The organism is Leisingera aquaemixtae, from assembly GCF_006740765.1.
In the GTDB taxonomy this organism is placed as follows: Bacteria; Pseudomonadota; Alphaproteobacteria; order Rhodobacterales; family Rhodobacteraceae; genus Leisingera; species Leisingera aquaemixtae.
This window is the reverse complement of the sequence record NZ_CP041159.1, coordinates 1068576-1091402: the sequence shown is the minus strand read 5'-3', so window position 1 is coordinate 1091402 and position 22827 is coordinate 1068576. Positions and strand designations below refer to the sequence as shown.

Annotated in this window: 22 protein-coding genes; 8 read left to right on the top strand and 14 right to left on the bottom strand. The window is 65.6% G+C overall.

The genetic code is table 11. The features are described 5' to 3' along the window. Positions 1-9 precede the first annotated feature (9 nt). Positions 10-1461 carry an HD-GYP domain-containing protein gene (locus R2C4_RS06975; protein WP_141890099.1) on the top strand — a complete coding sequence of 484 codons (1452 nt, stop codon included), beginning with the start codon at positions 10-12 and terminating at the stop codon, positions 1459-1461. On the opposite strand, the gene R2C4_RS06970 is transcribed toward R2C4_RS06975, so the two are convergent. Further along, on the bottom strand, positions 1458-2630 hold the full coding sequence (locus R2C4_RS06970; protein ID WP_141890098.1) for a threonine/serine exporter family protein: 1173 nt from the start codon (positions 2628-2630) through the stop codon (positions 1458-1460). The genes R2C4_RS06975 and R2C4_RS06970 overlap by 4 nt on opposite strands. A gap of 161 nt (positions 2631-2791) precedes the next feature. On the opposite strand from R2C4_RS06970, the gene R2C4_RS06965 reads away from it, so the two are divergent. Then, the gene (locus R2C4_RS06965; RefSeq protein WP_141890097.1) at positions 2792-3478 is read left to right on the top strand and encodes a M48 family metallopeptidase; all 687 of its coding nucleotides are present in this window, start codon (positions 2792-2794) and stop codon (positions 3476-3478) included. 75 nt (positions 3479-3553) lie between these two features. Here R2C4_RS06965 and R2C4_RS06960 read toward each other — a convergent pair whose 3' ends face one another. From R2C4_RS06960 to R2C4_RS06930, 7 genes are all read right to left on the bottom strand, one after another. Further along, on the bottom strand, positions 3554-4096 hold the full coding sequence (locus R2C4_RS06960) for an RSP_2648 family PIN domain-containing protein (protein WP_141890096.1): 543 nt from the start codon (positions 4094-4096) through the stop codon (positions 3554-3556). A gap of 6 nt (positions 4097-4102) precedes the next feature. Continuing rightward, a complete protein-coding gene (locus R2C4_RS06955; RefSeq protein ID WP_141890095.1) occupies positions 4103-5317 on the bottom strand; it encodes an RSP_2647 family RNA methyltransferase in 1215 nt (404 codons plus the stop codon). Between the two features lie 90 nt (positions 5318-5407). Then, positions 5408-5722: a monooxygenase gene (locus R2C4_RS06950; protein ID WP_058288029.1), complete on the bottom strand. Its 315-nt coding sequence runs from the start codon at positions 5720-5722 to the stop codon at positions 5408-5410. A 31-nt stretch (positions 5723-5753) separates the two neighbouring features. Next, a complete protein-coding gene (locus R2C4_RS06945) occupies positions 5754-6131 on the bottom strand; it encodes a hypothetical protein (protein WP_141890094.1) in 378 nt (125 codons plus the stop codon). Then, positions 6128-6586: a MarR family winged helix-turn-helix transcriptional regulator gene (locus R2C4_RS06940; RefSeq protein WP_141890093.1), complete on the bottom strand. Its 459-nt coding sequence runs from the start codon at positions 6584-6586 to the stop codon at positions 6128-6130. Before R2C4_RS06940 ends, R2C4_RS06945 begins: the two co-directional genes overlap by 4 nt. Positions 6587-6703: 117 nt before the next feature. Continuing rightward, a complete protein-coding gene (locus tag R2C4_RS06935; RefSeq protein WP_141890092.1) occupies positions 6704-6973 on the bottom strand; it encodes a hypothetical protein in 270 nt (89 codons plus the stop codon). Continuing rightward, positions 6957-9761: a [protein-PII] uridylyltransferase family protein gene (locus tag R2C4_RS06930; protein WP_141890091.1), complete on the bottom strand. Its 2805-nt coding sequence runs from the start codon at positions 9759-9761 to the stop codon at positions 6957-6959. The genes R2C4_RS06935 and R2C4_RS06930 overlap by 17 nt, the downstream gene beginning before the upstream one ends. 167 nt (positions 9762-9928) lie before the next feature. On the opposite strand from R2C4_RS06930, the gene R2C4_RS06925 reads away from it, so the two are divergent. The 4 genes from R2C4_RS06925 to R2C4_RS06910 all read left to right on the top strand — a co-directional run bounded on the left by R2C4_RS06925 (position 9929) and on the right by R2C4_RS06910 (position 12244). Next, positions 9929-10390, top strand: coding sequence for a DUF2852 domain-containing protein (locus R2C4_RS06925; protein WP_141890090.1), 462 nt, complete (start codon positions 9929-9931; stop codon positions 10388-10390). Positions 10391-10474: 84 nt separating this feature from the next. Continuing rightward, positions 10475-10906: an RDD family protein gene (locus tag R2C4_RS06920; protein ID WP_008553980.1), complete on the top strand. Its 432-nt coding sequence runs from the start codon at positions 10475-10477 to the stop codon at positions 10904-10906. Between the two features lie 130 nt (positions 10907-11036). Beyond that, entirely contained in the window at positions 11037-11861 is an 825-nt protein-coding gene (locus R2C4_RS06915; protein ID WP_058288023.1) for an arginyltransferase, read from the top strand. Next, the gene (locus R2C4_RS06910; RefSeq protein WP_141890089.1) at positions 11861-12244 is read left to right on the top strand and encodes a VOC family protein; all 384 of its coding nucleotides are present in this window, start codon (positions 11861-11863) and stop codon (positions 12242-12244) included. The genes R2C4_RS06915 and R2C4_RS06910 overlap by 1 nt, the downstream gene beginning before the upstream one ends. A gap of 170 nt (positions 12245-12414) precedes the next feature. On the opposite strand, the gene R2C4_RS06905 is transcribed toward R2C4_RS06910, so the two are convergent. The 3 genes from R2C4_RS06905 to R2C4_RS06895 form a co-directional block, all read right to left on the bottom strand. Continuing rightward, entirely contained in the window at positions 12415-14769 is a 2355-nt protein-coding gene (locus R2C4_RS06905) for a TRAP transporter large permease (RefSeq protein WP_058288021.1), read from the bottom strand. A gap of 14 nt (positions 14770-14783) precedes the next feature. Further along, positions 14784-15710, bottom strand: a complete 927-nt coding sequence (locus R2C4_RS06900; protein WP_141890088.1) for a TRAP transporter small permease subunit — start codon at positions 15708-15710, stop codon at positions 14784-14786. Positions 15711-15851: 141 nt separating this feature from the next. Further along, positions 15852-16934, bottom strand: coding sequence for a TRAP transporter substrate-binding protein (locus tag R2C4_RS06895; RefSeq protein ID WP_141890087.1), 1083 nt, complete (start codon positions 16932-16934; stop codon positions 15852-15854). Between the two features lie 282 nt (positions 16935-17216). On the opposite strand from R2C4_RS06895, the gene R2C4_RS06890 reads away from it, so the two are divergent. Together R2C4_RS06890 and R2C4_RS06885 are read left to right on the top strand one after the other, a co-directional pair. Then, positions 17217-18644 carry a cache domain-containing protein gene (locus R2C4_RS06890; protein ID WP_141890086.1) on the top strand — a complete coding sequence of 476 codons (1428 nt, stop codon included), beginning with the start codon at positions 17217-17219 and terminating at the stop codon, positions 18642-18644. A gap of 61 nt (positions 18645-18705) precedes the next feature. Beyond that, entirely contained in the window at positions 18706-19350 is a 645-nt protein-coding gene (locus R2C4_RS06885) for a response regulator transcription factor (RefSeq protein ID WP_008553820.1), read from the top strand. Between the two features lie 12 nt (positions 19351-19362). On the opposite strand, the gene R2C4_RS06880 is transcribed toward R2C4_RS06885, so the two are convergent. The 3 genes from R2C4_RS06880 to R2C4_RS06870 form a co-directional block, all read right to left on the bottom strand. Then, positions 19363-20508: a lytic murein transglycosylase gene (locus tag R2C4_RS06880; RefSeq protein WP_141890085.1), complete on the bottom strand. Its 1146-nt coding sequence runs from the start codon at positions 20506-20508 to the stop codon at positions 19363-19365. Between the two features lie 122 nt (positions 20509-20630). Further along, positions 20631-21632: a capsular polysaccharide export protein, LipB/KpsS family gene (locus tag R2C4_RS06875; protein WP_141890084.1), complete on the bottom strand. Its 1002-nt coding sequence runs from the start codon at positions 21630-21632 to the stop codon at positions 20631-20633. Positions 21633-21709: 77 nt separating this feature from the next. Next, positions 21710-22561, bottom strand: a complete 852-nt coding sequence (locus R2C4_RS06870) for a HalD/BesD family halogenase (protein ID WP_141890083.1) — start codon at positions 22559-22561, stop codon at positions 21710-21712. Positions 22562-22827: the final 266 nt, after the last annotated feature.

Below are 22827 nucleotides of genomic sequence, written 5' to 3'. Positions count from 1 at the left end.
CGAAGGCCTATGACATATATTTTTTCCCCGACCAGTCCCGGCCCGGCCGGCGGTGCCGCACCGCAGGACATTCTGCGGCTGGGGGAGCTGCTGGGCGCGCTCAGCCATGCGCTGGATCTGACCGAAGGCCAGCCCAAGGGCCATTGCGTGCGCTGCTGCTGGATCGGCATGCAGGCCGCGCGGGAGCTGGAACTGCCGCCGCAGGCGCGCTCCGACCTCTATTTCACGCTGCTGCTGAAGGATCTGGGGTGCAGCTCCAACGCGGCCCGCATCTGCCAGCTGTACCTGACCGATGATCTGTCCTTCAAACAGAACTTCAAGACGGTGAGCGGCTCCCGGCAGGGCATCGAGTTCCTGCTGCGCAACACCGCGCTGGGGGCCAGCCCGCTGCAGAAGCTGAAAACGCTGGGCCATGTGATTGCCAGGAACGGCCAGCTGGCGGGCGAGCTGATCGAGACCCGCTGCAACCGCGGCGCCAGTATCGCCCGGCAGATGCGCTTCTCCGAAGATGTGGCGGAGGGCATCGCCAGCCTGGATGAGCATTGGGACGGCGGCGGCCAGCCGCAGGGCCTGAAGGGCGCGGCAATCCCGCTGTTTTCGCGCATCGCGCTGATGGCGCAGGTGGCGGACGTCTTTGCCGCCAGTGCGGGCGCTGAGGCCGCCGCGGCGGAGCTGGAAGCCCGCGCAGGCAGCTGGTTCGACCCCGACCTTGTGCCGGTTTTCACCGCGGTGATCCGCCGCCCCGGCTTCCTGGCGGATCTGCAGGACCCGGGCCTAGAGGCAGAGGTCTTTGCCACCCCGCAGGCGCAGCATATCCATGCCGTGGATGAAGACTACCTGGATGAGATCGCGCGGGCGTTTTCGCTGGTGATCGACGCCAAAAGCCCGTTTACCCACGGCCATTCGCAGCGGGTGGCGCGCTACACCGGGCTGATCTGCGACCAGCTAGGCTTCCCGCCCGGACGGCGCCGCTGGATGGTGCGCGGGGCGCTGCTGCATGATATCGGCAAGCTTGGGATCTCCAACACCATCCTGGACAAGCCCGGCAAGCTGACGGATGAGGAGTTTGCCCTGATGAAACGGCACCCGGTGCTGGGCCACGAGGTGCTGAGCCGGATTGCCGCCTTCCAGGAGCTTGCGGATGTGAGCGCGGCACATCATGAGCGGCTGGACGGCAAGGGCTATCCTTACGGAATGGATGCCAGCCAGCTGACGCAGGAGATGCGGGTGATGGCAGTGGCCGATATCTTTGACGCGCTCACCGCCGAGCGCCCCTACCGCGCGGCAATGCCGCTGGAGAAGACCTATGCCATCATGGACGGCATGGCTGGCCCCGCCATCGACCCGGACTGCTATGCCGCGCTGCAGGATGCGGTGACCGCCAGCGGCTGGCCCTCGGCCTCGGACGCGCCCTTGGCCGCGGCGGAATGGGACCTGCCGGCGGCTGAGCGCAGCGCCTAGCTGGCGAGGTTGCGGTTCTTCTGCGAATAGAGCGCCAGCGCCGTCACCTGCCCCGCCACGATGGCCGAGAACATCAGCAGTGCCGACAGGCCGATGCTGGCGTCCGCCATCAGGGTTTCATTGAACAGCGACTGCGTCGCGCTCATCAGCACCCGGCTGCCGGGGACCAGGATCAGGATGCCCTGCACGATGTAGATCGCGCCGGTGAGGTTCAGTGTCTTGGCCAGCCAGGTGCCGTATAGGGTGATGCACATGGCGGTGACCCAGGTGCCGACGATCCAGCCGCTGCCGAAGCCGAGGTAGAGCGGCCCCCACATGCCCAGCACGGTGACCGGCAGCGCCCGCACGATATCCACCAGCCGGGCATTGAAGATCACCCCGATCGAGAACGACAGCGCGGGCAGCGCCAGATAGGGCATCCACCACAGGACTTCGTTCACGTTCTTCACCTGCGGCGTCGCCCCCCACAGCTCGGCGCCGATGCTGACGCCGATATAAATGCCGATGAACAGTTTCATCAGCACAAAGATCGACTGGGCAAACAGGCTGGAGCCGGAGATCACGTCGTTGAAGGCAAGGCATTCCAGGGAGTTGGCGATCGACAGCCCCGGCACGAACAGCACGATGGCGGCGATGCAGGTGCCCCAGACCGGCACCTCCACCCCCATGCTGCTGACCAGCGCCACCGCCAGCCCCGCGACCAGCGCCGACAGAAACTCCACCAGAATGATCCGGTCGCCGCGGCAGAACAGCTGGCAGAGCCAGACCAGGAAGCCCAGCACCGCTGACAGCGCAATCGTTGTCAGTGCGCTGCCGATCAGGGTCAGGAAGGCCGGCGGGATGGCGATATTGGCCACCATGATCAGCCAGGCAGGGTAACGGCCCGGCTCCTCAATCCCCGGATCCTCCACCGCGTTGATGCGGATGATGGTGCGGGCCAGCAGGCTGAGGTTGATCTGGGCGGGCTCCAAGCGGCGGATGATGAACTGGTTGTCCTCGTCCGGGAACTGGCAGGAGATCGAGGTGGGGGTGGCCTGCACGATCACGTTGATGCCCTGCTTCCTGGCATAGAACTGCAGGTATTTCTCGATCTTGTAGGGCGCACAGCCGCTGCGGTGCAGGGTCTCGCCTGTGTCGGCGATGTTGCGGAGCTGAGACAGGGGTGCCATGTGCCGGATGCCGTTGGTTTGGGGTGCCTTGGGGTTCAGCCCCCTTAATGGATGCGGCGCGCGGCGGCGAGTGCGGATTTTGCATGGCGGCCTGCGCTGGGTGCAAGGCTTCGCGGCCGCTGCCTCTTGCTGGCGGCGCGGTTTCGGCCCATATCTGAAGCATGCTGCGCTTCATGCCAATTCTGCTGGCCGTGCTTTATGGCCTTGTGATGTACCGGATATCCGTCTGGCGCACCAATCGCGAGCTGGACCAGCGCTCGACCGAGCTGGCGGACCCGCGGCTGAAGCGGCTGACCGACCGTCTGGCGGCGGCGCTGAACATCGCCCGCATCCCGGTGCATATCTATGAGGTCGACCCTGTCAACGGGCTGGCGGCGCCGGACGGGCGGATCTTCATCACCCGCGGCTTTTACCGCAAGTACCAGAATGGCGAGGTGAGCGCAGAGGAGCTGGCCTCGGTGATTGCGCATGAGCTGGGCCATGTGGCGCTGGGGCATGCGCGCAAGCGGATGGTCGATTTCTCCGGGCAGAATGCGCTGCGCACGGCGCTGATGCTGATCTTGGGCCGGTACGTTCCCTTCATCGGCCCCTGGATTGCCGGGGCGCTGACCTCGCTGCTGGCCGCGCGGCTGTCGCGCGGCGATGAATACGAAGCGGATGAATATGCCGCGGCGCTGCTGACCAAGGCGGGGATCGGGCTGGCGCCGCAGAAAAGCCTGTTTGCCAAGCTGGAAGAGCTGACGCAGGCACGCGCCGGCATGGCACCGGCCTGGCTGATGAGCCACCCCAAGACCGATGAGCGCATCGCCGCGCTGGAGCGGCTGGAAGCGAAATGGTCCAGGGGCTGAGCCTGCGGCAAGGTCGGGATTGAGGGGCCGGCCCCTCAAACTCCCCGGAGTATTTCAGGAAAGATGAAACACCGGTCAGCCCGCCAGGGCCTTGGCCAGCCGCGGCAGGCGGGCTTTCTTGAGCAACGGGCGGATTTCCCAGCGGCCCCCGGAGAGGCGGTTGGCCTCAGCCAGCACCTCTGTCCCCAGCGCCTCCATGCCGGTGCTGTCGTCAAGCCAGAAGCGGTAGAGGAGCTCGTCCGGGCCAATGCGCTCCAGCCCTTCTTCGGCCAGGGTGTGACGGGGGAAGTCCTTGTTGTTGACCGTCACGATAGCATCGGCATGGCCTGCGATGGCGGCGGCCAGCACGTGAATGTCGGCGCTGTCGGGCAGCCAGAGGCGGGTTTCAATGCCCGGTGCGGGGGCAACTTCGGCCTTGGGCCAGTGCGCGCGGGCCAGCGCGGTCTCTGCCTTGGCCTGCGCCGCGCCTTCGGGGCCGAGCTTCAGCGCCGCACGTTCCCATTCGCCCAGGATCCGGGCGGACCAGAGCGGGGTGAAATGGCCCAGGCGCGCCGCGCCCAGGAGCATTTCCCGCATCACCGTCGGATAGAGGACGCACGTATCGAGGAGCAGCTTCACCCCGGATCAGTCCAGCCGGAAGAACACGGCCTTCAGATAGCCGCTCTCGGCCAGCTGCGGCAGCTGCGGGTGGTCGGGGCCTGCATATCCGGTGTGGATGAGCTGGCCGCGGCGGCCCGCCTTGCCGATGCCACGGGCAGAGGCGTTGCGGAACCTGGCAAGATCGGCGGCGTGCGAGCAGGAGCAGAGGCCGAGGTAACCGCCGGGTTTCACCAAGGGGGCCGCCAGTTTGGCGACGCGCTCATAGGCGCGCAGGCCCGCCTCCAGCGCCTGTTTCGAGGGGGCAAAGGCGGGCGGGTCGCAGATCACAACATCGAAGCTTTCGCCCTCTTCCCCCAGTGCCGTCAGCACATCGAAGGCGTCGCCCTGGCGGGCGGTGAATTTGTCCTGATGCCCGCCAGCCGCGGCACCTTGGGCAGCCAGTTCCAGCGCAGCGGCCGAGCCGTCCACGCAGGTCGCCTGCCCTGCCCCGCCTGCCAGCATGGCAAGGCCGAAGCCGCCGACGTGGGAGAACACATCCAGCACCCGGGCGCCGGGCGCGGTCAGCCGCGCGGCGAAGGCGTGGTTTTCGCGCTGGTCGAAGAACAGGCCGGTTTTCTGGCCGCCGGTGAGATCGGCCATATAGGTGGCGCCGTTCATTTGCACCGGCACCGGCGCGGCGGGGGCCTCGCCTAGAAGAGTCTGGTTCTGATCGTCCAGCCCTTCCAGGGAGCGGGTGCGGCCGGAGGCGTTTTTCAGGATAACCTCGGCGCCGGTCACCTCGGCCAGAGCGGCGGTGAGCATGTCCAGATGCGCTTCGGCCCAGGCGGCGTTGGGCTGCACCACGCAGGCCGCGCCGAAACGGTCGATCACCACGCCGGGCAGACCGTCGGATTCCGCGTGAACCAGCCGGTAGAAGGGCGCATCATACAGGCGCTCGCGCATCTCCAGCGCGCGGGACAGGCGGGCGGCGAACCAGTCCTGGTCGATCACCGCCTCCGGGTCGCGGTCGAGCATCCGGGCGATGATCTTGCTTTCGGGGGTGACCGAGACCAGCCCCAGCGGGCGCTGCGCCTCATCCTCCAGCACCGCCAGGGTGCCGGGCGTCAGCTTGCGGGTGCGGCGGTCGGTCACCAGTTCGTTGGCATAAACCCAGGGAAACCCGTGCCGGATGGCGCGGGCGTTGGACTTGGGCTTCATTTTCACGCGGGGGCGCTGGAGCGCATCAGGGGAGGCTGTCATGAGGCCCTCTTAGCCGCAAGTGCTGCGCAGGGGAAGAGGCAGCCACGCGGCGGCGCGGCTGCCCGGTGCTGTTCTGCCAAGGCCGGAACCTTAAGCCGAAAGCGGCGCGCGGGTGATCGCGCTCACCTCCTCCATGATGTCGAAGATGTGGTCCGACGCCACCGTTATGCCAATGGACGCCAGGCGTTTCAGGTGCATCTCCCGGTAGGTGTCGAGATCCTCCCGGCTGCGGAACAGATAGGTGGAGCCAAAGCGGGAGGTGCCCTCTTCAATGGTCCAGATTTTCCAGAGGATCCCGGGCTCCCCGGCGATGCTCCGGGCGAGCTCCTTGGTCCCTTCCAGGAACTCTTCGGTAACGGGGCCGTCATAGGTCATATGCAGGTCCCAGATTTTCTGTGTGCTCATGTTCGTTCTCCTGTGGAAAGGCGAGAGGATTTCAGCCGTTTTTGCGGAGCTGCGCAGCGCATAGACCCGCAAGCAGCGCAAAGAAGGCCGGGTCGGACCAGCCGAAGCCGGTGAAGAGACCCGCAACGCAGGCGTACAGTGTGACGGCGGCGCCCAGAACATTGGTCCACAGCAGGCCTGTCAGGATGGTGCGGGCGGCATCGCTGCCTGGTTCCGCCGTGCGGAACAGGAAGCTGATGACCCCGATGCCGCCCAGAAAGATCGAATTGTGCTGCGACAGGAACACCGCATAGCGGTCATTCACTTGCAGCCCGTACTGCGGCCAGAGGAGTTGCGGTGCGAGGAATAGCGCGAGGGCGAAGAAGATATAGACCGCACCATGCACGGTGAGGAAGGTCTTGCTGGTCATGTTCCGTCTTTCCGCGGCTGCGGCAGTTTTCTGCGCAGCTGGTTGAGTGCCGTAATGGTCTGGCGCTGCTCTTGCCGGCTGATGCCCGAAAAAACCTGCTCCAGCGCCTGGTTGTGCACCGGCATGAACTCCGCCACCTTGGCGCGTCCGGCTTCCGTCAGGCGCAGCACCCGCGCCCGCCTGTCCTTTTCATCGACCGTCTTTTCGGCGAGGCCAGCCTGGATCAGGTTCTTAACCACAACATCCAGATTGCCCGAGGTCGAAAGCGTGAGCTGCATCAGCTGGTTGACCGACAGCGCTCCTTTGGTGCCGAGCGTTTCCAGAACGTCCCATTGCGGCGCGGTCAGGCCTGCCGACCGGAACACCGGACCCATCGCGCGCATGAACCGCTGGTGGCTGCGCAGCAGCGCCAGCACAAGAGTCTGGTTTTCCCGGTTACGGTTATCCTGTGTCATGGCGCCAATATACCCCTAGTTAGGGGTATATTCAAGGCCTGGCGCGCAAAACGCCGCAGCGCCGCCGCCTGCGGCGCCAATCCGCAGGAAGCGCATCCGCTGATGGTCTTGGGGTCCTTAGCGCGCGCGCGAGCGCCAGCCGCCGCGGCGGCGCGGCTTTTCCGTGCCCTGCAGGCCATCGCGCAGCACCGCCGTCATCGGGTGGTCCGGCTGGTCCTTGCCGTATAGCTCCAGCAGCGCCTGAATATCGGCGCGGCTGTCACGGGCGGCGTCCATACCCAGCGCCCAGTCAAAGAAGATGCTGCGGCATTGCGCGCCGGTGATGCCGTCGATCCGGTAGGATTCATAGATCAGACCGCGCGGGTCGTGTTCACTGCTGCCCTTCATCCGTTCCTTCCCCTTGCACGGCGTCCGCTATGATCGCAGCGCAGCCGCTGTAGCGGGCCTGCAGTTCCTGCTCCAGCGCGTCCAGCCGGGCATAGCCGGTGGTGCGGCAGAGGAACTGCGCCCCGCCCTCGCCGATGGCATCGGCCTCGATGGCCTTGCCGGAGAGCAGCCGCGCCGCGCATTGCACTGACCAGAATAGCCGGTAACTGGCGCCGAGGTATTCCGCATCCGCGTCATTCAGCCATCCGGCAGCGACAGCCCCCGCCAGGCCTGCAGCCACATCGCGCGCGCCGGAACCGGAGGTCAGCGCGCCCGCCTGCGAAATCAGCTCCACATCCATCATCCGCCCGGGCCCGTTCTTGGCGTCCCAGACCCCTGCCGGCGTCTTGGCGGCAGCCAGGCGCGCGCGCATCTGCGCCACCTCCTGCAGCACCTTGCCGCGCTCCCGCGGCTGCTCCAGGAGGCCCGCGCGGAAGTCCTCGATCTCTGCGGCAAGGCTGTCCTCCCCGGCGACCACCCGGGCGCGGGTCAGCGCCAGATGCTCCCACACCCAGGCCTCGTTCTGCTGGTAGAGGGTGAAGCCCGCCAGGCTGACCGCCACCGGACCCTGGGTGCCGGAGGGGCGCAGCCGCATGTCGACCTCATAGAGGCGGCCCTGCGACATCGGCGCCGACAGCGCGGTTACAAAGGCCTGGGTAAGACGGGCGTAATAGGGCCGCGTGGCCAGCGGGCGCTTGCCCTCCGACATCTCCGCCGTGCCAGGGTCGTAGATCACGATGATGTCGAGATCGGATTGCGCATGGATCTGACCGGCCCCAAGAGAGCCCATCGCCAGCACCGCCGCGCCGCGGCCCGGGGCGGGGCCGTGCTTGCGGGCGAAATGAAACACCACCTCCGGGGTGATCCCGGCGATCACAACCTCGGCCAGTTCGGCGTATTGCGCCCCGGCCTGCTGGCCGTCGGTCAGCCCGCGCAAATGGTGCACCCCGATGCGGAAGTGCCATTCCTTGCACCAGCGGCGGGTGGTGTCGAGACGGGATTCGTAATCGTCTTCCAGGGCCAGGCGGCGGGCCAGGTCCGCCTTCAGCCGGTCCGCCCCGGGCCAAGGGTCAAAGAAGGACCCGCCGATCACCGCGTCGAACACGGCGGAATTGCGCGACAGAAAACCGGCCAGCTCGCGGGAGGTGCCGGCGATGTCGACCAGCAGGTCAATGAGCTGCGGATTGGCGCCGAACAGCGAAAACAGCTGCACCCCGGCAGGCAGCCCGGCCAGGAAGCCATCGAGCGCCAGCAGGGTTTCGCCCGGCTTGGCGGTTCTGGCAACGCGGGCCAGCAGCTCCGGCTTGAGCCGTTCGAAGATCTGCGCGCCGCGGGCGGAGCGCAGCGCCGGGTAGGTCGGCCAGCGGGCGATGACGGCGCCGTCAAGCTCTGCCGTCTCCTCGGGCAGCGCGGCAGGCCGCGGCGCGGCGCCCCCAGAGAAGAACCCTTCGGTCAGCGCGTGCACCTGTTCCAGGCGCTCCCTGATGTCCGCCATCAGCGGTTCCGGGTCGCGGTCCATCAGGCAGGCGATGCGTGCGATGCCGTCTTCGGATTTCGGCATCCGGTGGGTCTGGGCGTCATGCACCATCTGGATCCGGTGCTCGACCTCGCGGTGGGCGCGGTAATGGGCGGCCAGCTGCTCTGCCGCGTCCTGCGGCACCCAGCCCTTGTCCGCCAGCGCCGCCAGCCCCTCGACGGTGCCGCGCAGGCGCAGGGATTCATCGCGCCCGCCCGCGATCAGCTGCCGGGTCTGGGTGAAGAACTCGATTTCACGGATGCCGCCGCGGCCCAGTTTCATATCGTGCCCTGGCACACTCAGCGCGCCGCCGGTGCCCTTGCTTTCCCGGATGCGCAAGCGGATGTCATGGGCGTCCTGAATGGCGGCAAAATCCAGGTGCCGCCGCCAGACAAAGGGCCGCAACGTGTTCAGGAACCGCTCCCCTGCGGCGATGTCGCCGGCACAGGGGCGGGCCTTGATATAGGCGGCGCGCTCCCAGGTGCGGCCGAGGCTTTCGTAATAGCGCTCCGCCGCCTCCATCGCCAGGCAGACGGGTGTCACCGCCGGGTCCGGGCGCAGCCGCAGGTCGGTACGGAACACATAGCCGTCGCCGGTGCGGTCGCTGAGCGCTGCGCACATGTTCTTGGTCGCGCGCACCATGCCCTGGCGCGCCTCATAGAAATCATCCGGGTCGAACCGGGTCTCGTCGAACAGGCAGATCAGGTCGATGTCGGAACTGTAGTTCAGTTCATGCGCGCCCATCTTGCCCATCGCCAGAATGGAGAGGCCGCCCGCGGTTGCGATGTCATCCTCCGTCAGCCCCGGCAGTTTCTTGCGGCGGATCAGATTGGCGATTTCCGCCTTGATGGCCACATCTGCGCACAGCGCCCCGAAATCGGTCAGCGCGCCGGTCACCTGCTCCAGGCTCCAGCCGCCGCTGAGGTCGCACAGCGCGGTCAGCAGCGCCAGCCGTCGCTTGGCCTGGCGCAGGCCGGGCTTCAGCTGCGCGCCCTCCAGCGCGCGGCAGTCCGCCAGAACGGCTTCCAGCGCCGCGCCGGGGTCCTGCAGCGCCTCCGGCAGCCAGTCCGCCTCCCGCGCGGTAAGTTCCTTGAGATAGGGGCTTGAGCCGCAGGCCCCGGCCACCAGACCGGCCAGATCGCCGGACAGGGAAGGCACCAGCCCGCGCGCCTCGGCGCCAAGCTCAGGGTCAAAGGGGCGGGGAATGCGGGTGATCTGCAGGGCGGTCGTCATGCTCCCGACACTGTTCCTGCGGCACCGCCGCGTCAATGGCCGAAATGCCGCGCATGGCGGAGACCATGTGAAAAAGATTCACATACGGGCTTGAAACCCCCGCTGCGGCTTCCGATATGCAGTAATGTGAAAGGGATTTACATACACCCGCAACCTGGAGGACCCCGATGACGAGTTTCACCCCAACCGCCCCCCACACACCGGTGCAGGGCTGGTTTTCCCGCAGCGAAGCCTGGCTGGACAGCAAGGGCAAAGGCGCCTGGATTGCCGTCATGGTGCTTGGCTTTGTGTTCTTCTGGCCGGTGGGTCTGGCCCTTCTCTTCTACATGATCTGGAGCAAACGCATGTTCAGCAAATTCTCCTGCAGCCACAAAAGCAAAACCTGGGCGCGCCACGGCTTCTCGGCGATGAAACCTTCGGGCAACAGCGCCTTTGATGCCTACAAGGCCGACACGCTGCGCCGCCTGGAGCAGGAGCAGCATGACTTCGAAGCCTTCCTGGAGCGCCTGCGCGACGCCAAGGACAAGGCCGAGTTCGACCAGTTCATGGATGACCGCGCCCGCACCGCCGATCACGGCGATGACGCGGAGGACGAGGACGAAACCAGCAGCGAACCCAAGCGCCGCTAAGCCCTGCCCCTCCTCCGGCTGCCCCGCCCCCGTCCGGGCGGGGCTTCCGCTTCCTGTCTCTTCCTTTAGCAAAGGATCCCATACATGACCGCCCTGCCCGATCCCGACTACCAGGCAGAATTCTATGCGTCTGTACCCGCCAAGCGGCTGATCGCCTGGGTCATCGACAGCATCCTGATCTTTACGCTCAGCGCCGGCGCAGTGCTGCTGACCGCCTTCACCGGGCTCCTGGTCTGGCCGCTTCTGTATCTGGCGGTGGGCTTTGCCTACCGGACGGTGACCATTGCCAACGGCTCCGCCACCTGGGGGATGCGCTTTGCCGGGATTGAGCTGCGCGACAGTGCGGGCCAGCGGCTCGACAGCGGCATGGCAGCGCTGCACACCGCGGGCTATTCGCTGTCCCTGGGCTTCCCGGTGCTGCAGGTGATCTCGATCATCCTGATGCTGACCTCGCCGCGCGGCCAGGGCCTCACCGACCATTTCCTCGGCACCGTCATGCTGAACCGGCGGGTTTGAATGAAAACCACAAGCGACCGTTAAACCATTTTCCACAACGCTACTTGGCGCACCGGAACCGCGTTGCTATCATCACCCGAAGTAGCTGCCGCTTGTTCCGTTTTTCCCGCGAAACCGCTGAAGAGTTCCGATGCGCCATACCCTTCCCATTGCACCGCAGTTTTACGTGACAGCGCCGCAGCCCTGCCCCTATCTGGACGGCCGGATGGAACGGAAGCTGTTCACCGCACTGCAGGGCGACGGGGTGGAGCAGCTCAACAACAGTCTCAGCCAGCAGGGCTTCCGGCGCTCGCAGAACGTGCTGTACCGGCCCTCCTGCTCGGAATGCTCGGCCTGTCTGTCGGCCCGGATCGACGTGGCGGCCTTCTCCCCCACCCGCAGCCAGAAACGCACCCTGAAACGCAACGCCCATCTGGAGCGGCGGGCGACGTCGCCCTGGGCGACCGAAGACCAGTTTGCCCTGTTCCGCAGCTATCTGGACAGCCGCCACGCGGATGGCGGCATGGCCGACATGGACGTGTTCGAATACGCCGCAATGATCGAGGAAACCCCGGTGCGCAGCCGGGTGGTGGAGTATGCCGAGGCGGGCAGCAACCGGCTGACCGCGGTATCGCTTACGGATGTGCTGGAAGACGGCCTCAGCATGGTCTACTCGTTCTATGCGCCGGACCAGCCGAAGAATTCGCTCGGCACCTTCATGATCCTGGATCATATCCAGATCGCGCGGGAGGCCGGCCTGCCCTACGTCTATCTGGGCTATTGGGTCCCCGGCAGCCAGAAAATGGGATACAAGGCCAAGTTCTCCGGCCTTGAGATCTATCACCAAAGCAGCTGGACGAAAATGACCAACCCGTCTGAGTTCGCGGCCGCCAGCCATCCGCTGTCGACCGATCCGATTGCCGAACAGGTCGCCAATATCCAGCTGCCAGAACAGCCCATCCACCGCAGCCGCTGATGCAGCATCTCCACGCCGTCTCGCTGGTGGTGCCGGATTATGACGCCGCCATCGCCTTTTACTGCGGCCAGCTTGGCTGGCAGCTGGCCGAGGATATTGATCAGGGAGCCAAGCGCTGGGTGCGGATCCTGCCGCCGGGCGCTGCGCAGGGCAGCCTGGTGCTGGCCCGCGCCGAAGGCCCGGAGCAGCAAGCCGCCATCGGCAACCAGTTCGGCGGCCGCGTCGGGCTGTTCCTGGCCACGGACAACTTTGGCCGCGACCACGCCGCGATGCGCGTTCAAGGCGTGACCTTCGAAGAGGACCCCCGGCATGAGCCTTATGGCACCGTAGCGGTCTGGCGCGACCCCTTCGGGAACCGCTGGGACCTGATCCAGTTCGCCTGAGCCGGCCCGCGGGCCGGACCGTCTGCGCAAGGATCCCCTGTTCATCTGGCTGAAAATATCCCGGGGTGAATGCGCGCCGCGCGCGCAGAGGGGCAGCGCCCCTCCCCCGGTAAAAAAAGCAAAGGGGCCCGCTTGGGGCCCCTTTTCCGTTTACATACACTGCCGCCGGATCAGTTCGGGATCAGCGCCGGCACGATGGTCACGATCGACGGGAAGGCCCACAGGATGGCGATCCCCACCACCTGGATCAGCACAAACGGCACGATCCCGCGGTAAATATGGGCCGTCGTCACCTCCTTCGGCGCCACCCCGCGCAGGTAGAACAGCGCAAAGCCGAAAGGCGGTGTCAGGAACGAGGTCTGCAGGTTCACCGCCACCATGATGGTCACCCATTTCGGATCGAACGACCCGCCATAGATCACCGGCCCCACAATCGGGATCACGATGTAGATGATCTCCAGGAAGTCCAGAACGAAGCCCAGGAAGAACAGCACCAGCATCACGATCAGGAAGACCGTCATCTCGTTGTCGAAGCTCTTCAGGAACTGCTGGATGTAGTGCTCGCCGCCGAAGGAGATCACCACCAGATTGAGCAGCTGCGAGCCGATCAGGATGGTGAAGACCATCGAGGTCACCTTGGCGGTTTCCCGCACCACCGGGGTCAGCACGCCGGAGCGGAACAGAACCCAGCAGCCATAGAGCAGCCCGAACAGCGCATAGAGATAGGCGGCGTAGGCCACGAGGAAGGCAATCCAGCTTTCGACGCTGACGCCGCCCTGGTTCACCCGCAGGTCGAAGTTCATGCCGACCAGGATGCACAGCATCACCGCAAAGGTGGACCAGATGATGATGCTGCCGGAGCGGCCTTCATCCTTCAGCTTGCGGTAGGCCGCCAGCATGATGGCGCCGCCTGCCCCCAGCGCCGCGGCCGGCGTCGGGTTGGTGATGCCGCCCAGGATCGAGCCCAGCACCGCGACGATCAGCACCAGCGGCGGGAACACCACCCGGATCAGATCGTTGCCCGCGCAGCGCGCGGCGGCCTCGCGGCAGCCCCACAGCGCCAGCAGCAGCGGCAGCGCAATCCACAGAACGGTCACGCCCGCCGAGGTGGTCGGCGCAATCGCCACCAGATCCACCAGCGCAATCAGCAGAACCCCGATTGCGCCCAGGATCAGCGGCTTGGCATCACGCGAAGGCGCCACGCCGCGGCCGAACGCCAGCACCAGGCCCAGCACGATCATGATCACGCTGATGCCGGTGCCAATCGGCGCCGCAGCGGCGATCTTGGCTTCGCGGGCAGCGGCGATTTGCTCTTCGCTGAGCTTCGCAGACAGAGCCACGCCGCCAGCCGCGTCGATGGCTTCCTGCTCCGCCACGGCGGCATCCCAGGCGTCCTGCCCGTGCAGCTCGATCATGGCCTCCTTGCACTGCGGCCCGACAGTGGTGCGCAGCGAGGCGGTTTCACCAGCATCCGAGAAGGTCGAGACGGTGATGTTCTGGCTGCCGATCACGTTAAAGCTCGACAGCAGGATTGCGCCGCCGATCAGCGCGGCCGGAACCGCCAGGAACCAGGTCAGGCCTTCGTTGCGGGTGATCACCTCGCCGGTGCCGCCTTCGATGGCGACCGCGGGCGCCTTGTGCGGGTTCAGCAGCGCATAGCCAAAGGCATAGGTGGCATAGAGGATCGCCAGCAAGATGCCCGGCAGCAGCGCCGCCTGGAACAAGGTGCCGACCGACACCACCGCCGGCTCGCCCAGATACGTCAGCGCGTCAGAGCAGCCCGCCTCCATCGCGCGGGTTTCCTGCGCGGTGGAATAGAGGTCGCCCGCCAGGGTGCCCAAAAGAACGATCACGATGGACGGCGGAATGATCTGGCCCAGGGTGCCGGAGGCGGCGATCACGCCGGTTGCCAGCTCCGGCGAGTAGTTGTTGCGCAGCATGGTGGGCAGCGCCAGCAGGCCCATGGTCACCACGGTCGCGCCGACGATGCCGGTGGAGGCCGCAAGGAACGCGCCCACAACCACGATCGACACCGCCAGGCCGCCGGGCAGCGGGCCGAAGACGCGCGCCATGGTGGTCAGCAGGTCGTTGGCGATCTTCGAGCGTTCCAGGGTGATGCCCATCAGAACGAACATCAGCACCGCCAGCAGGGTTTCAATCGACGCGCCCGCCAGAACCCGCTCGTTCATCCGGTTGACGATGAAGGAGACGTTGCGGTCCAGCGCCACTTCCCAGCCCTGGACGAACACCGGTTCCGCCATCCTTGGCAAATCCGGGTACCGGAAGACCGAGACCTTGTCCGGCCGGACGCCCGAGTTCACCAGGTCGCGGTAGGCCTGCGACGAGGTGTCGATGGCCTGGTGGATCAGGATGCCCGCGCTGTCCAGCGCGGCGATGATCCCGAAGGAGATGATCCCGGCGCCGCCGATGGCAAAGGCCACCGGAAAGCCGGAGAGGATGCCCCCGAAGAGGCAGAAAAATACGATGAGCAGGCCGATCTCGACGCCATCAAGTCCAAATAGCATGTTTCCGACGTCCCTTAATGCGTGCCTTCGTAGGCTTCTTCACCCTCTCCAAGGCTGTCCTTGTCGAGGTATTTGTTTTCGCTGCCCTGGCCTTCGACGAACTCCAGGAAGGAGCGGTAGAAGAAGGCGATGGCGTGCAGGAACACGAGGCCCGCGAAGGCGATCAGCAGGATCTTGAACAGGAAATAGGCGTTGAACCCGTTGGGGCTGAAGCCGATGGTTTCCACGTTCCAGCGCAGGGCGCGGGATTTCATCACCAGCCGCTCCAGCGTGTCCGAAGCCGAGGGGTTCGGCACGATCAGGTGCCGCCACAGGAAGAACCAGCCGTACATCCACGTCAGCACCGCGGCGGGCATCATGAAGATCAGCGAGCCGACCATGTCCACCACCTTTTTGGCGCGGAAGCTGATGCCGGAATAGATCAGGTCCACCCGCACATGGCCGCCCTGCACAAAGGTGTAAGTCACGCAAAGGCAGACCACCAAGGCATTGTAAAACTTCAATTCCTCGGCAAACCAGCTGATGTCCTGGCTGAACGGGATGCCAAAGCCGAAGCTGATGTCGGGCCGCGCGAACACGCGCTGCAGGAAGACGATGATGATCTGCTGCACCACCATCAGAAGCCCCGCCCAGGCAAAGAAGCGGCCAATGGTGTTGGCCATCCCCTCCAGCCCGCGGACCATGGCCCACATGAAGCTGCGGAAATAGAGGCCGATGGCGGTCAGCACCAGGAAGGTGGTGAACACGACAAAGAAGAATTCGACCGAGCCGCCATAGTAGACGAAGCGCATGATCGAAGCCTTGTCGGACCAGTCGAGCCAAAGCTGCGGATGGGTGACGGCGTAGCCGAGATTATAAAAGGCGCCGGCGATGTTCTGGATCAGCCAGACAAGTCCGCCCCAGATTGCGCCAAAGAAGGTGATGCCACTCTCTTCCTGCATGTTTCCCCCGGGAAGATTGCTGCGAAGTTGCGGCTGAGGGCTGGGCACACGGCGCTGCTGGCCGGCCGTCCCGCGCTACGGGCAACTGCATATGGACCCCCCGCCTGCGGCGGGGGATCCGGTTAATGACGGTCAGGCGGATCAGGCCAGGACGCGGTCGCGCTGAACGCGGTAGGCGCCTTCGGATTTGGTGATCCAGCCGGAGGAGGCTTTCATCGAGGACTCGACGCTGCCGCGGATTTTCGCGAACAGCTCGTCGCCCATGAACTCGTCCAGGGTTTCCTTGGTGGCCTTGCCGAAGGCGTCCCAGACGCTGTCCGGGAATTCCAGGGTCTTGACGCCGCCGGACTGCAGGCGCTGCAGCGCTGCACCGTTGTTGTTCATGAACTGCGCCAGGCTCCACTGGTGGCCGGCGGCCGATGCCATCTCGATGATCTTCTGATGGGCCGGCGACAGGCTTTCGAACACTTCGCGGTTGGTGGCAACCGACAGCGCCGCGCCCGGCTCGTGGAAGCCCGCGGTGTAGTAGGTCTTGGTGATTTCCTGGAAACCAGCCTTCTCGTCCGCCCAGGGGCCGCTCCACTCGGTGCCGTCGATGGCGCCGGAGGACAGCGCCTGATACACTTCGGAACCCGGAATGTTCTGCACCGAGGCGCCCAGCTTGCCCAGCGCCTTGCCGCCCAGGCCCGGCATCCGGAACTTCAGGCCGTTGAAGTCTTCGGGGCCAGAGATTTCCTTGTTGAACCAGCCGCCGGACTGCGGGCCGGTGTTGCCGCCGATGAAGGACTTCAGGCCAAAGATCTGGCCCAGCTCATCATGCAGCGCCATGCCTTCGCCGTGGTAGTACCAGTTGGTCAGTTCCTGCGGGGTCATGCCAAAGGGCACCGCGGTGAAATACGCATAGCCCGGGTGCTGGCTGACGAAATAATAGTCGGCAGCGTGGTACATGTCGGCCTGGCCTGCGGTCACGGCGTCGAACACTTCGAACGCGCCAACCAGCTCGCCTGCGGCTTTGACGTCAACGGTCAGGTCGCCACCGGACATGGCCGTGATGGAGTCGGCAACATATTGTGCAGAATCATGCACACCGGCCAGACCGCGGCCCCAGGTGGTAACCATGGTCAGGGTGCGCTTGCCCTGGGCATATGCCGGCGCGGCCAGGGTGCTGGCTGCTGCGGCGGAGCCGCCCAGTGCGGACGTCTTCAAAAAAGAACGGCGATCCATAAAGTATTCCTCCCATTATCATTCGGATTGCCCGGAAGGTCCCCCCGGGCGGATCGGTTCGAGTGCGGCCAGCCTAGCGGCGGCGAATTTTATGTGAATACCTAGTACTGCGTAGAACGGCACGTTTTTCGCGGCTGCACCGGGTCAGTTGGCGCATTTTTGGCGCGAATCGCTGAATGTTGGCACACGCCTGGGGCGCAAATGTGTCGCGTGCCTTTGATTCCTCTGGGCGGCCGGGCAATGATTCGGTACAAGTTTTTGACCAATTCCGGGACCCCATTGATGCGTCTGTTCCAAACCCTTTTGCGCCCGACCTACGCGCAGAAACTGTCGCTTTTGATGACCTTGCCGCTGATCGTGGCAGGCACGGCGATTGCGGTTCTGGTGGGCTATCAGTCGCGCGCCCTGGCAGAGCGCGAGATCCAGGCGCTGGAGATGCAGCTGCTGGCCGCCAAGAAGGCGGAGCTGCGCAACTACGTGACCCAGGCCCGCAACGGCTTTGCCCATATCTATGGCCTGGCAGCACCCGATGATGCAGAGGCCAAGGAACAGGTGGCGCAGATCCTCAGCGCGATGATCTACGGCAAGGACGGGTTCTTCTTTGTCTACGACTACGACGGCACCAATCTGGTCAGCCCGCGGCAGACCGAGTTCATCAACCGCAACTGGGCGGGACTGACCGACAGCGCCGACGTGCCGGTGGTGGATGAGTTCATCCGCCTGGCGCGCGACGGGGCTGGCTGGCACAGCTTCACCTGGGAAAAGCCCTCCACCGGCGAGGAGGCGCAGATGATCGCCTATGTGCTGGGGCTGCAGGACTGGCAATGGGCGATCGGCACCGGCGTGTTCATCGACGATGTGCTGGCCACCGTCGCCGCCTCAAGGGCGGAGGTGGAGGCGCGGGTGCGGCGCACCTTCTTTTACATCGGGGCGATCACGCTGATTTCGCTGGGGCTGGTCTTTGCCTCCGGCATGTTCCTGAACATCCGCGAGCGGCGGCTGGCGGATGCCAAGCTGAAGGAGCTGACCCAGCGCGTGTTCGACGCCCAGGAGGAGGAGCGCGGCCGGGTGGCGCGGGAGCTGCATGACGGGATCAGCCAGCTGCTGGTCGGGGTGCGCTACGCGCTGGACAACACCCGCCGCCGCCTGACCCGCGGCGATGGCGAGGGCGCGGCGGCGCCCCTGGAGAAAGGCACCGAAAGCCTGCTGACCGCGATCACCGAAGTGCGCCGGATCAGCCGCGACCTGCGCCCGGGCGTGCTGGACGACCTCGGGCTGGGCCCGGCGCTGAAGGCGCTGACCGATGATTTCGCGGCCCGCACAGGGATCGAGACGGCGTTCTCCACCGTGGTGTTCCGCAACCGGCTGGATCAGGATTCCAAGATTGCGCTCTACCGCATCGCCCAGGAGGCGCTGACCAACATCGAACGCCATGCGGAGGCCACCAAGGTCAGCATCGATCTGCGCGGCCATACCAAGGGCGCCACCATGCGGATCACCGACAATGGCCGCGGCCTGCCGCCCAGGGATGCCCGCACCGGCCCCGGGATCGGGTTGCGCAACATGCAGGAGCGGATTGAGCAGCTTGACGGCACCTTGCGCATTCTGTCATCACGGGGCACCCAAAGCGGCACGGTGATCGAGGCAAGCCTGCCTCTCAGCCATTTGCTGCCGCCGGGCGAGGAGGGAACGCCTGCACAGCTGCCGTGACCGGGGAGGATGCGGCAAGGTGCGAGGCTCCCGGGCAATGGAATGCTGCATTGGGGGAATGATGGCTGATCCGGTAAAGGTTCTGATCGTGGATGACCACCCGATGGTGGCCGAAGGCATCCAGTCGATCCTTGAGAGCTATGACGACATTCAGGTGGTCGGCTCGCTGACCGATGGCCGCGATGCGGTGAACCAGATGGGCAGGCTGGCGCCTGACGTGGTGCTGATGGACCTGAACATGCCCAAGCTCGGCGGCCTCAGCGCCACCGAGATCATTCTGGAACAGCACCCCGGCACCCGCATCCTGATCCTGTCAATGCATGACAGCGCCGAATATATCTCCACCGCGCTGAGCCACGGCGCGATGGGCTATGTGCTGAAGGATGTCCCGACCGATGAGATCAAGCAGGCCATCGACGCGGTAATGGAGGGGCAGACCTATCTCTGCACCGGTGCGGCCGGCTCCCTGAAGCCCAAGGATAACGGCGCCCGCGAGGCGCTGACCGGGCGCGAGCAGACCATCCTGCTGGAGCTGGCGCAGGGCAAGTCCAACAAGGAAGTCGCCCAAGCGCTGGATATCTCTGTCAGAACCGTCGAAACCCACCGCAAGAATATCAAGCGCAAGCTGGGCATATCCTCCACTGCCGGCCTCACCCGCTATGCGCTGGAGCATGGGGTGCTGCAGGGCACCGGCGCCGCGTTCTGATCCTCCCTGCTCCTAGTTCAGACTGGCCAGCAGCGCCTGGGACGGATCGCCCGTTGCCGGCAGGCCGCGGCTGGACTGGTAGCCGCTGATCGCAGCGCGGCTTTTCGGACCCAGCACGCCGTCAGCACCGCCGGTATCGAAGCCTTTGGCCGTCAGGCGTTTCTGTAGCTGGATGCGGTCACCCTTGGTCAGACCGTATGTGTCCGGCGGGAAGCCCGCACGCAGCGGGCCGCCTCCGGCGATGCGGTCGGCCAGGTGGCCCACCCCGATCGCGTAGGCATCGGAGTTGTTGTAGCGCTTGATGGCGTTGAAATTGCTGGTGACGGCAAACTTCGGCCCGCCCGCCTGCGGCTGGAGGATGCGGCCTGCGGGGGTGCCGGGCGCCCCGGCCTCGCCGCCCCATTTCAGCCCGCGGGTCCAGCCGTTTCTTTGCAGATACGCGGCGGTGGACGCCAGCGCGTCGCTCGGGTCCTCCGACCAGATATCGCGCCGCCCGTCGCCGGTGAAATCCACCGCAAAGGCCTGGTAGGAGGTCGGAATGAACTGGGTGTGCCCCATGGCGCCGGCCCAGCTGCCGGTCATCCGGGCGGGGGTGATGTCACCGCTCTGCAGGATCTTCAGCGCCGCCAGCAGCTGCTTTTCAAAGAACGCCCCGCGCCGTCCGTCATAGGCCAGCGTCGAGGTGGCGGAAATCACCGGCACGTCACCGCGGCGCTCGCCAAAGAAGCTTTCCAGCCCCCAGATGGCGCAGATGATTTCCGCATCGACGCCATAGGCCCGCTCCAGCGCCTGCAGGGTGGCGCCGTGGCGGGCAAAGGCGGCGCGGCCCTTGGCCAGCCGCTCGTCCGAGACGGCGATGGACAGGTAATCCTCCAGTGAGCGCTTGAACTCGGTCTGGTTGCGGTCGCGCTTGATGACCCCCGGCAGATACCCCGCCCCGCGGAACGCCTCGCGCAGAGTGGCCGGGGAAATTCCGCTGGCCTCGGCCCGGGACCGGAAGGCCGCCACCCACCGGTCATATCCGGCATTGGGCACCGGCCGCAGATCCGCCGGCAGGCCGGTGCTGCGGGAGCTGCCCCCAGCCGGCACCGTGCTGCTGCAGGCCGCAAGCCCAAACGCTGCAAGACCAAACCCGAAATGACGCCGTGTGATATTCATGTTATCTGCCCGTTCCGCTGATTGCCGCCTGCCTTATGCGGCAGGGCTTTTGCCGGACAGGCTGCCAGAAACAGCGCGGGCCGCCAAGGTCCGGAATAGCGCCAGAGCGAAGACCTGCCGCCCTAGCGCCCCGCCTGCTGGTCCGGTGGCCGTTCGGCCGTGAAGCGCGCCCGCGGGAAGCCTGCGCGGCCAAAGATCTCCCAGATCCGCTGCTCCACGTCCGGCGCGCCGATTTCCAGGCAATTCTTGCGGAAATACCAGGTCAGGAACTGCGCATAGCCGCCCTGACGCGCCAGCGCCCGTTGCAGCGCCCCGGCGAACTGCCCCGGCCCGGTGACGGTTTCCGCCATGTGGTGAAAGTCGGACGTGCCATAGAGAATGGCGGGCGTGCGGTGCAGAAACCCTTCCATCGCCGCCGTCGAGTTGACCGAAACCGTCACGCAGCTGGCGGCGAGAATATCGTGGATGTTGGCGCCACTGATCACCACCCGGCTGTCCCCGGCCGCGATCTCTGCCAGCTCCGCCATGGTTGCGATGCTCGCCAGCAAGGGATGCGGCTTGACCAGCACGGTCTTGCTTCCCGCCCCCTGCAGCACATCCTGCAGCATCGCGATATCGGTAAATTCTGTTGCCCCGGTCCGGACCGGGTAAGATCCCTGGAAAAATACCGAAATGCACCCCTGCGGAATATCCTCCCGCTCCCTTGGCGCGCTGTAGCGGGTCCGGCGGGCGTCCTTCCACGTCCGTTGCAGCCGCCCGTAGAACTGCTTGGCGTACTGGTAAGGGATCATATCCTCCCGGAAGTCCCGGGCCGCGATGGAGCTGAACCCGCGGGTTCCCTCCGGGTCCAGATGCCAGAAGCCATCCAGATACGCCAAGGCCGCATTCAGCACATTCGGCATCTGCACGCTGCGGTCATCCAGAATGTGCAGATTGCCGTCCTCGAAGCGATCCCCGGGAACCTGCCGCGTGCGGCTGGTGATGCCGGCGTCCAAGGCGCGGATGTCACAGCCGATCCCCTCTGCCGCCAGCATTTTCTGAATCACGCCGAAAAGCTGCAGGAAGCCGCGTGAAAGGTCGCTCTCAATATGCTTTTTGCGCAGATGGATAATGACTTTGGGCACCGGCGGCTTCCTGCGGAATACTGCACACGAGTATCCCGATCCCGCGCGGCAGGTCCAGCCCCCTGACGCAGGCCCGGTCAATCCCGCAGCGCGTCGGCACGCAGCCCCTCACGCTCGTAATGGCGCGGCAGGACCCTGCCATAAAGCTGCCGGGTGCGCTCCACCCCGCCGCACATGCCCTCCTGCTCGACAAAGGAGAAGATCCCGACATAGCGCCTGCGCGCCCCCTCGACCGGGGCCACCCGGTGCAGCGAATAGCGGCCCCGGAAGATCTGCAGGTCGCCGGGCCGCAGCACCAGCCTGCGCACCAGCGGCGAGCCGCCCGCCAGCACCCGCGCAACGCCATCGAAATTCTCATCCGCCGGGGTGCGCAGCATTGGCACGTATTCGAACGCGCCGCCGCTCTCGCCGTTCTGGATCGCCAGCGTCACGGTGTAATTGTTGGTATCGAAATGCCAGGGGAAGCCCTGCCCCGCCTCGACCATGTTGATGATCACATCGGCCAGCGGATCGTCATAGCGGAAGAACCGGTCCTCCGGCTCTCCCAGCGCTTCGCGGACAAAAGGCATGAAGCCGGGGTGTTCGTAGATCGCGCGCAGCGGGCTGTCCGGGCCAAAGTTGTCCGCAGGGACAAAGGCGTTGGAGCGGCCGAAAAACTGCCGCACCGGATGGGTTTCCGGCAGGGTGCTGTCGTCCTGGGAGAAATAGGGATTGGTGCGGCTGAAGGACCTGTACCCCTGGCCTGCCACCGCGTCGGCCTCCGCCACCAGCCTGGCAACGCCGTCCTGATGCACGAACCCGGGCAGCACCGCACAGCCGTCCGCTGCAAGATCGCGCTGCAGATCCGCAATCAGCCGGGCGCAGGCGCTGGAGCCGGGCCGGTCGATGGGATAGCGTCCGAGATCCACCAGATCGGAGAGTTGAACCATGTCCGCTTCCTTCCCTTCTATCCTTTGCTGAGGCTGAGCTTGCCTGCTGCGGGAGCACCGATCTGGCACAAACGGGACACGGGCGTGCCGGATTTGAACGATTTCCCGCCTCAGCGGGCCGCCGCTTTCGCGGAAATTTCGCCGCACCCCGGGGCGCAAGCAAGAAAATGTCTCCGGGAGCGTCCTTTTTGACACGTTTGCCGGTTGACGCCCCTGTCCGGCGCCCATAATGTCCGCTGCAACGCAATGAGGAGCCTGTGGACGTG

Bases quoted from the DNA above. Each gene is read 5' to 3' on its own strand.
- R2C4_RS06890 (WP_141890086.1), top strand. From the start codon at position 17,217: ATGCGTCTGTTCCAAACCCTTTTGCGCCCGACCTACGCGCAGAAACTG.
- R2C4_RS06880 (WP_141890085.1), bottom strand. From the start codon at position 20,508: ATGAATATCACACGGCGTCATTTCGGGTTTGGTCTTGCAGCGTTTGGG.
- R2C4_RS06925 (WP_141890090.1), top strand. From the start codon at position 9,929: ATGACGAGTTTCACCCCAACCGCCCCCCACACACCGGTGCAGGGCTGG.
- R2C4_RS06915 (WP_058288023.1), top strand. From the start codon at position 11,037: ATGCGCCATACCCTTCCCATTGCACCGCAGTTTTACGTGACAGCGCCG.
- R2C4_RS06885 (WP_008553820.1), top strand. From the start codon at position 18,706: ATGGCTGATCCGGTAAAGGTTCTGATCGTGGATGACCACCCGATGGTG.
- R2C4_RS06950 (WP_058288029.1), bottom strand. From the start codon at position 5,722: ATGAGCACACAGAAAATCTGGGACCTGCATATGACCTATGACGGCCCC.
- R2C4_RS06920 (WP_008553980.1), top strand. From the start codon at position 10,475: ATGACCGCCCTGCCCGATCCCGACTACCAGGCAGAATTCTATGCGTCT.
- R2C4_RS06935 (WP_141890092.1), bottom strand. From the start codon at position 6,973: ATGAAGGGCAGCAGTGAACACGACCCGCGCGGTCTGATCTATGAATCC.
- R2C4_RS06895 (WP_141890087.1), bottom strand. From the start codon at position 16,934: ATGGATCGCCGTTCTTTTTTGAAGACGTCCGCACTGGGCGGCTCCGCC.
- R2C4_RS06970 (WP_141890098.1), bottom strand. From the start codon at position 2,630: ATGGCACCCCTGTCTCAGCTCCGCAACATCGCCGACACAGGCGAGACC.
- R2C4_RS06940 (WP_141890093.1), bottom strand. From the start codon at position 6,586: ATGACACAGGATAACCGTAACCGGGAAAACCAGACTCTTGTGCTGGCG.
- R2C4_RS06945 (WP_141890094.1), bottom strand. From the start codon at position 6,131: ATGACCAGCAAGACCTTCCTCACCGTGCATGGTGCGGTCTATATCTTC.
- R2C4_RS06955 (WP_141890095.1), bottom strand. From the start codon at position 5,317: ATGACAGCCTCCCCTGATGCGCTCCAGCGCCCCCGCGTGAAAATGAAG.
- R2C4_RS06975 (WP_141890099.1), top strand. From the start codon at position 10: ATGACATATATTTTTTCCCCGACCAGTCCCGGCCCGGCCGGCGGTGCC.
- R2C4_RS06930 (WP_141890091.1), bottom strand. From the start codon at position 9,761: ATGACGACCGCCCTGCAGATCACCCGCATTCCCCGCCCCTTTGACCCT.
- R2C4_RS06870 (WP_141890083.1), bottom strand. From the start codon at position 22,561: ATGGTTCAACTCTCCGATCTGGTGGATCTCGGACGCTATCCCATCGAC.
- R2C4_RS06900 (WP_141890088.1), bottom strand. From the start codon at position 15,710: ATGCAGGAAGAGAGTGGCATCACCTTCTTTGGCGCAATCTGGGGCGGA.
- R2C4_RS06905 (WP_058288021.1), bottom strand. From the start codon at position 14,769: ATGCTATTTGGACTTGATGGCGTCGAGATCGGCCTGCTCATCGTATTT.
- R2C4_RS06965 (WP_141890097.1), top strand. From the start codon at position 2,792: ATGCTGCGCTTCATGCCAATTCTGCTGGCCGTGCTTTATGGCCTTGTG.
- R2C4_RS06910 (WP_141890089.1), top strand. From the start codon at position 11,861: ATGCAGCATCTCCACGCCGTCTCGCTGGTGGTGCCGGATTATGACGCC.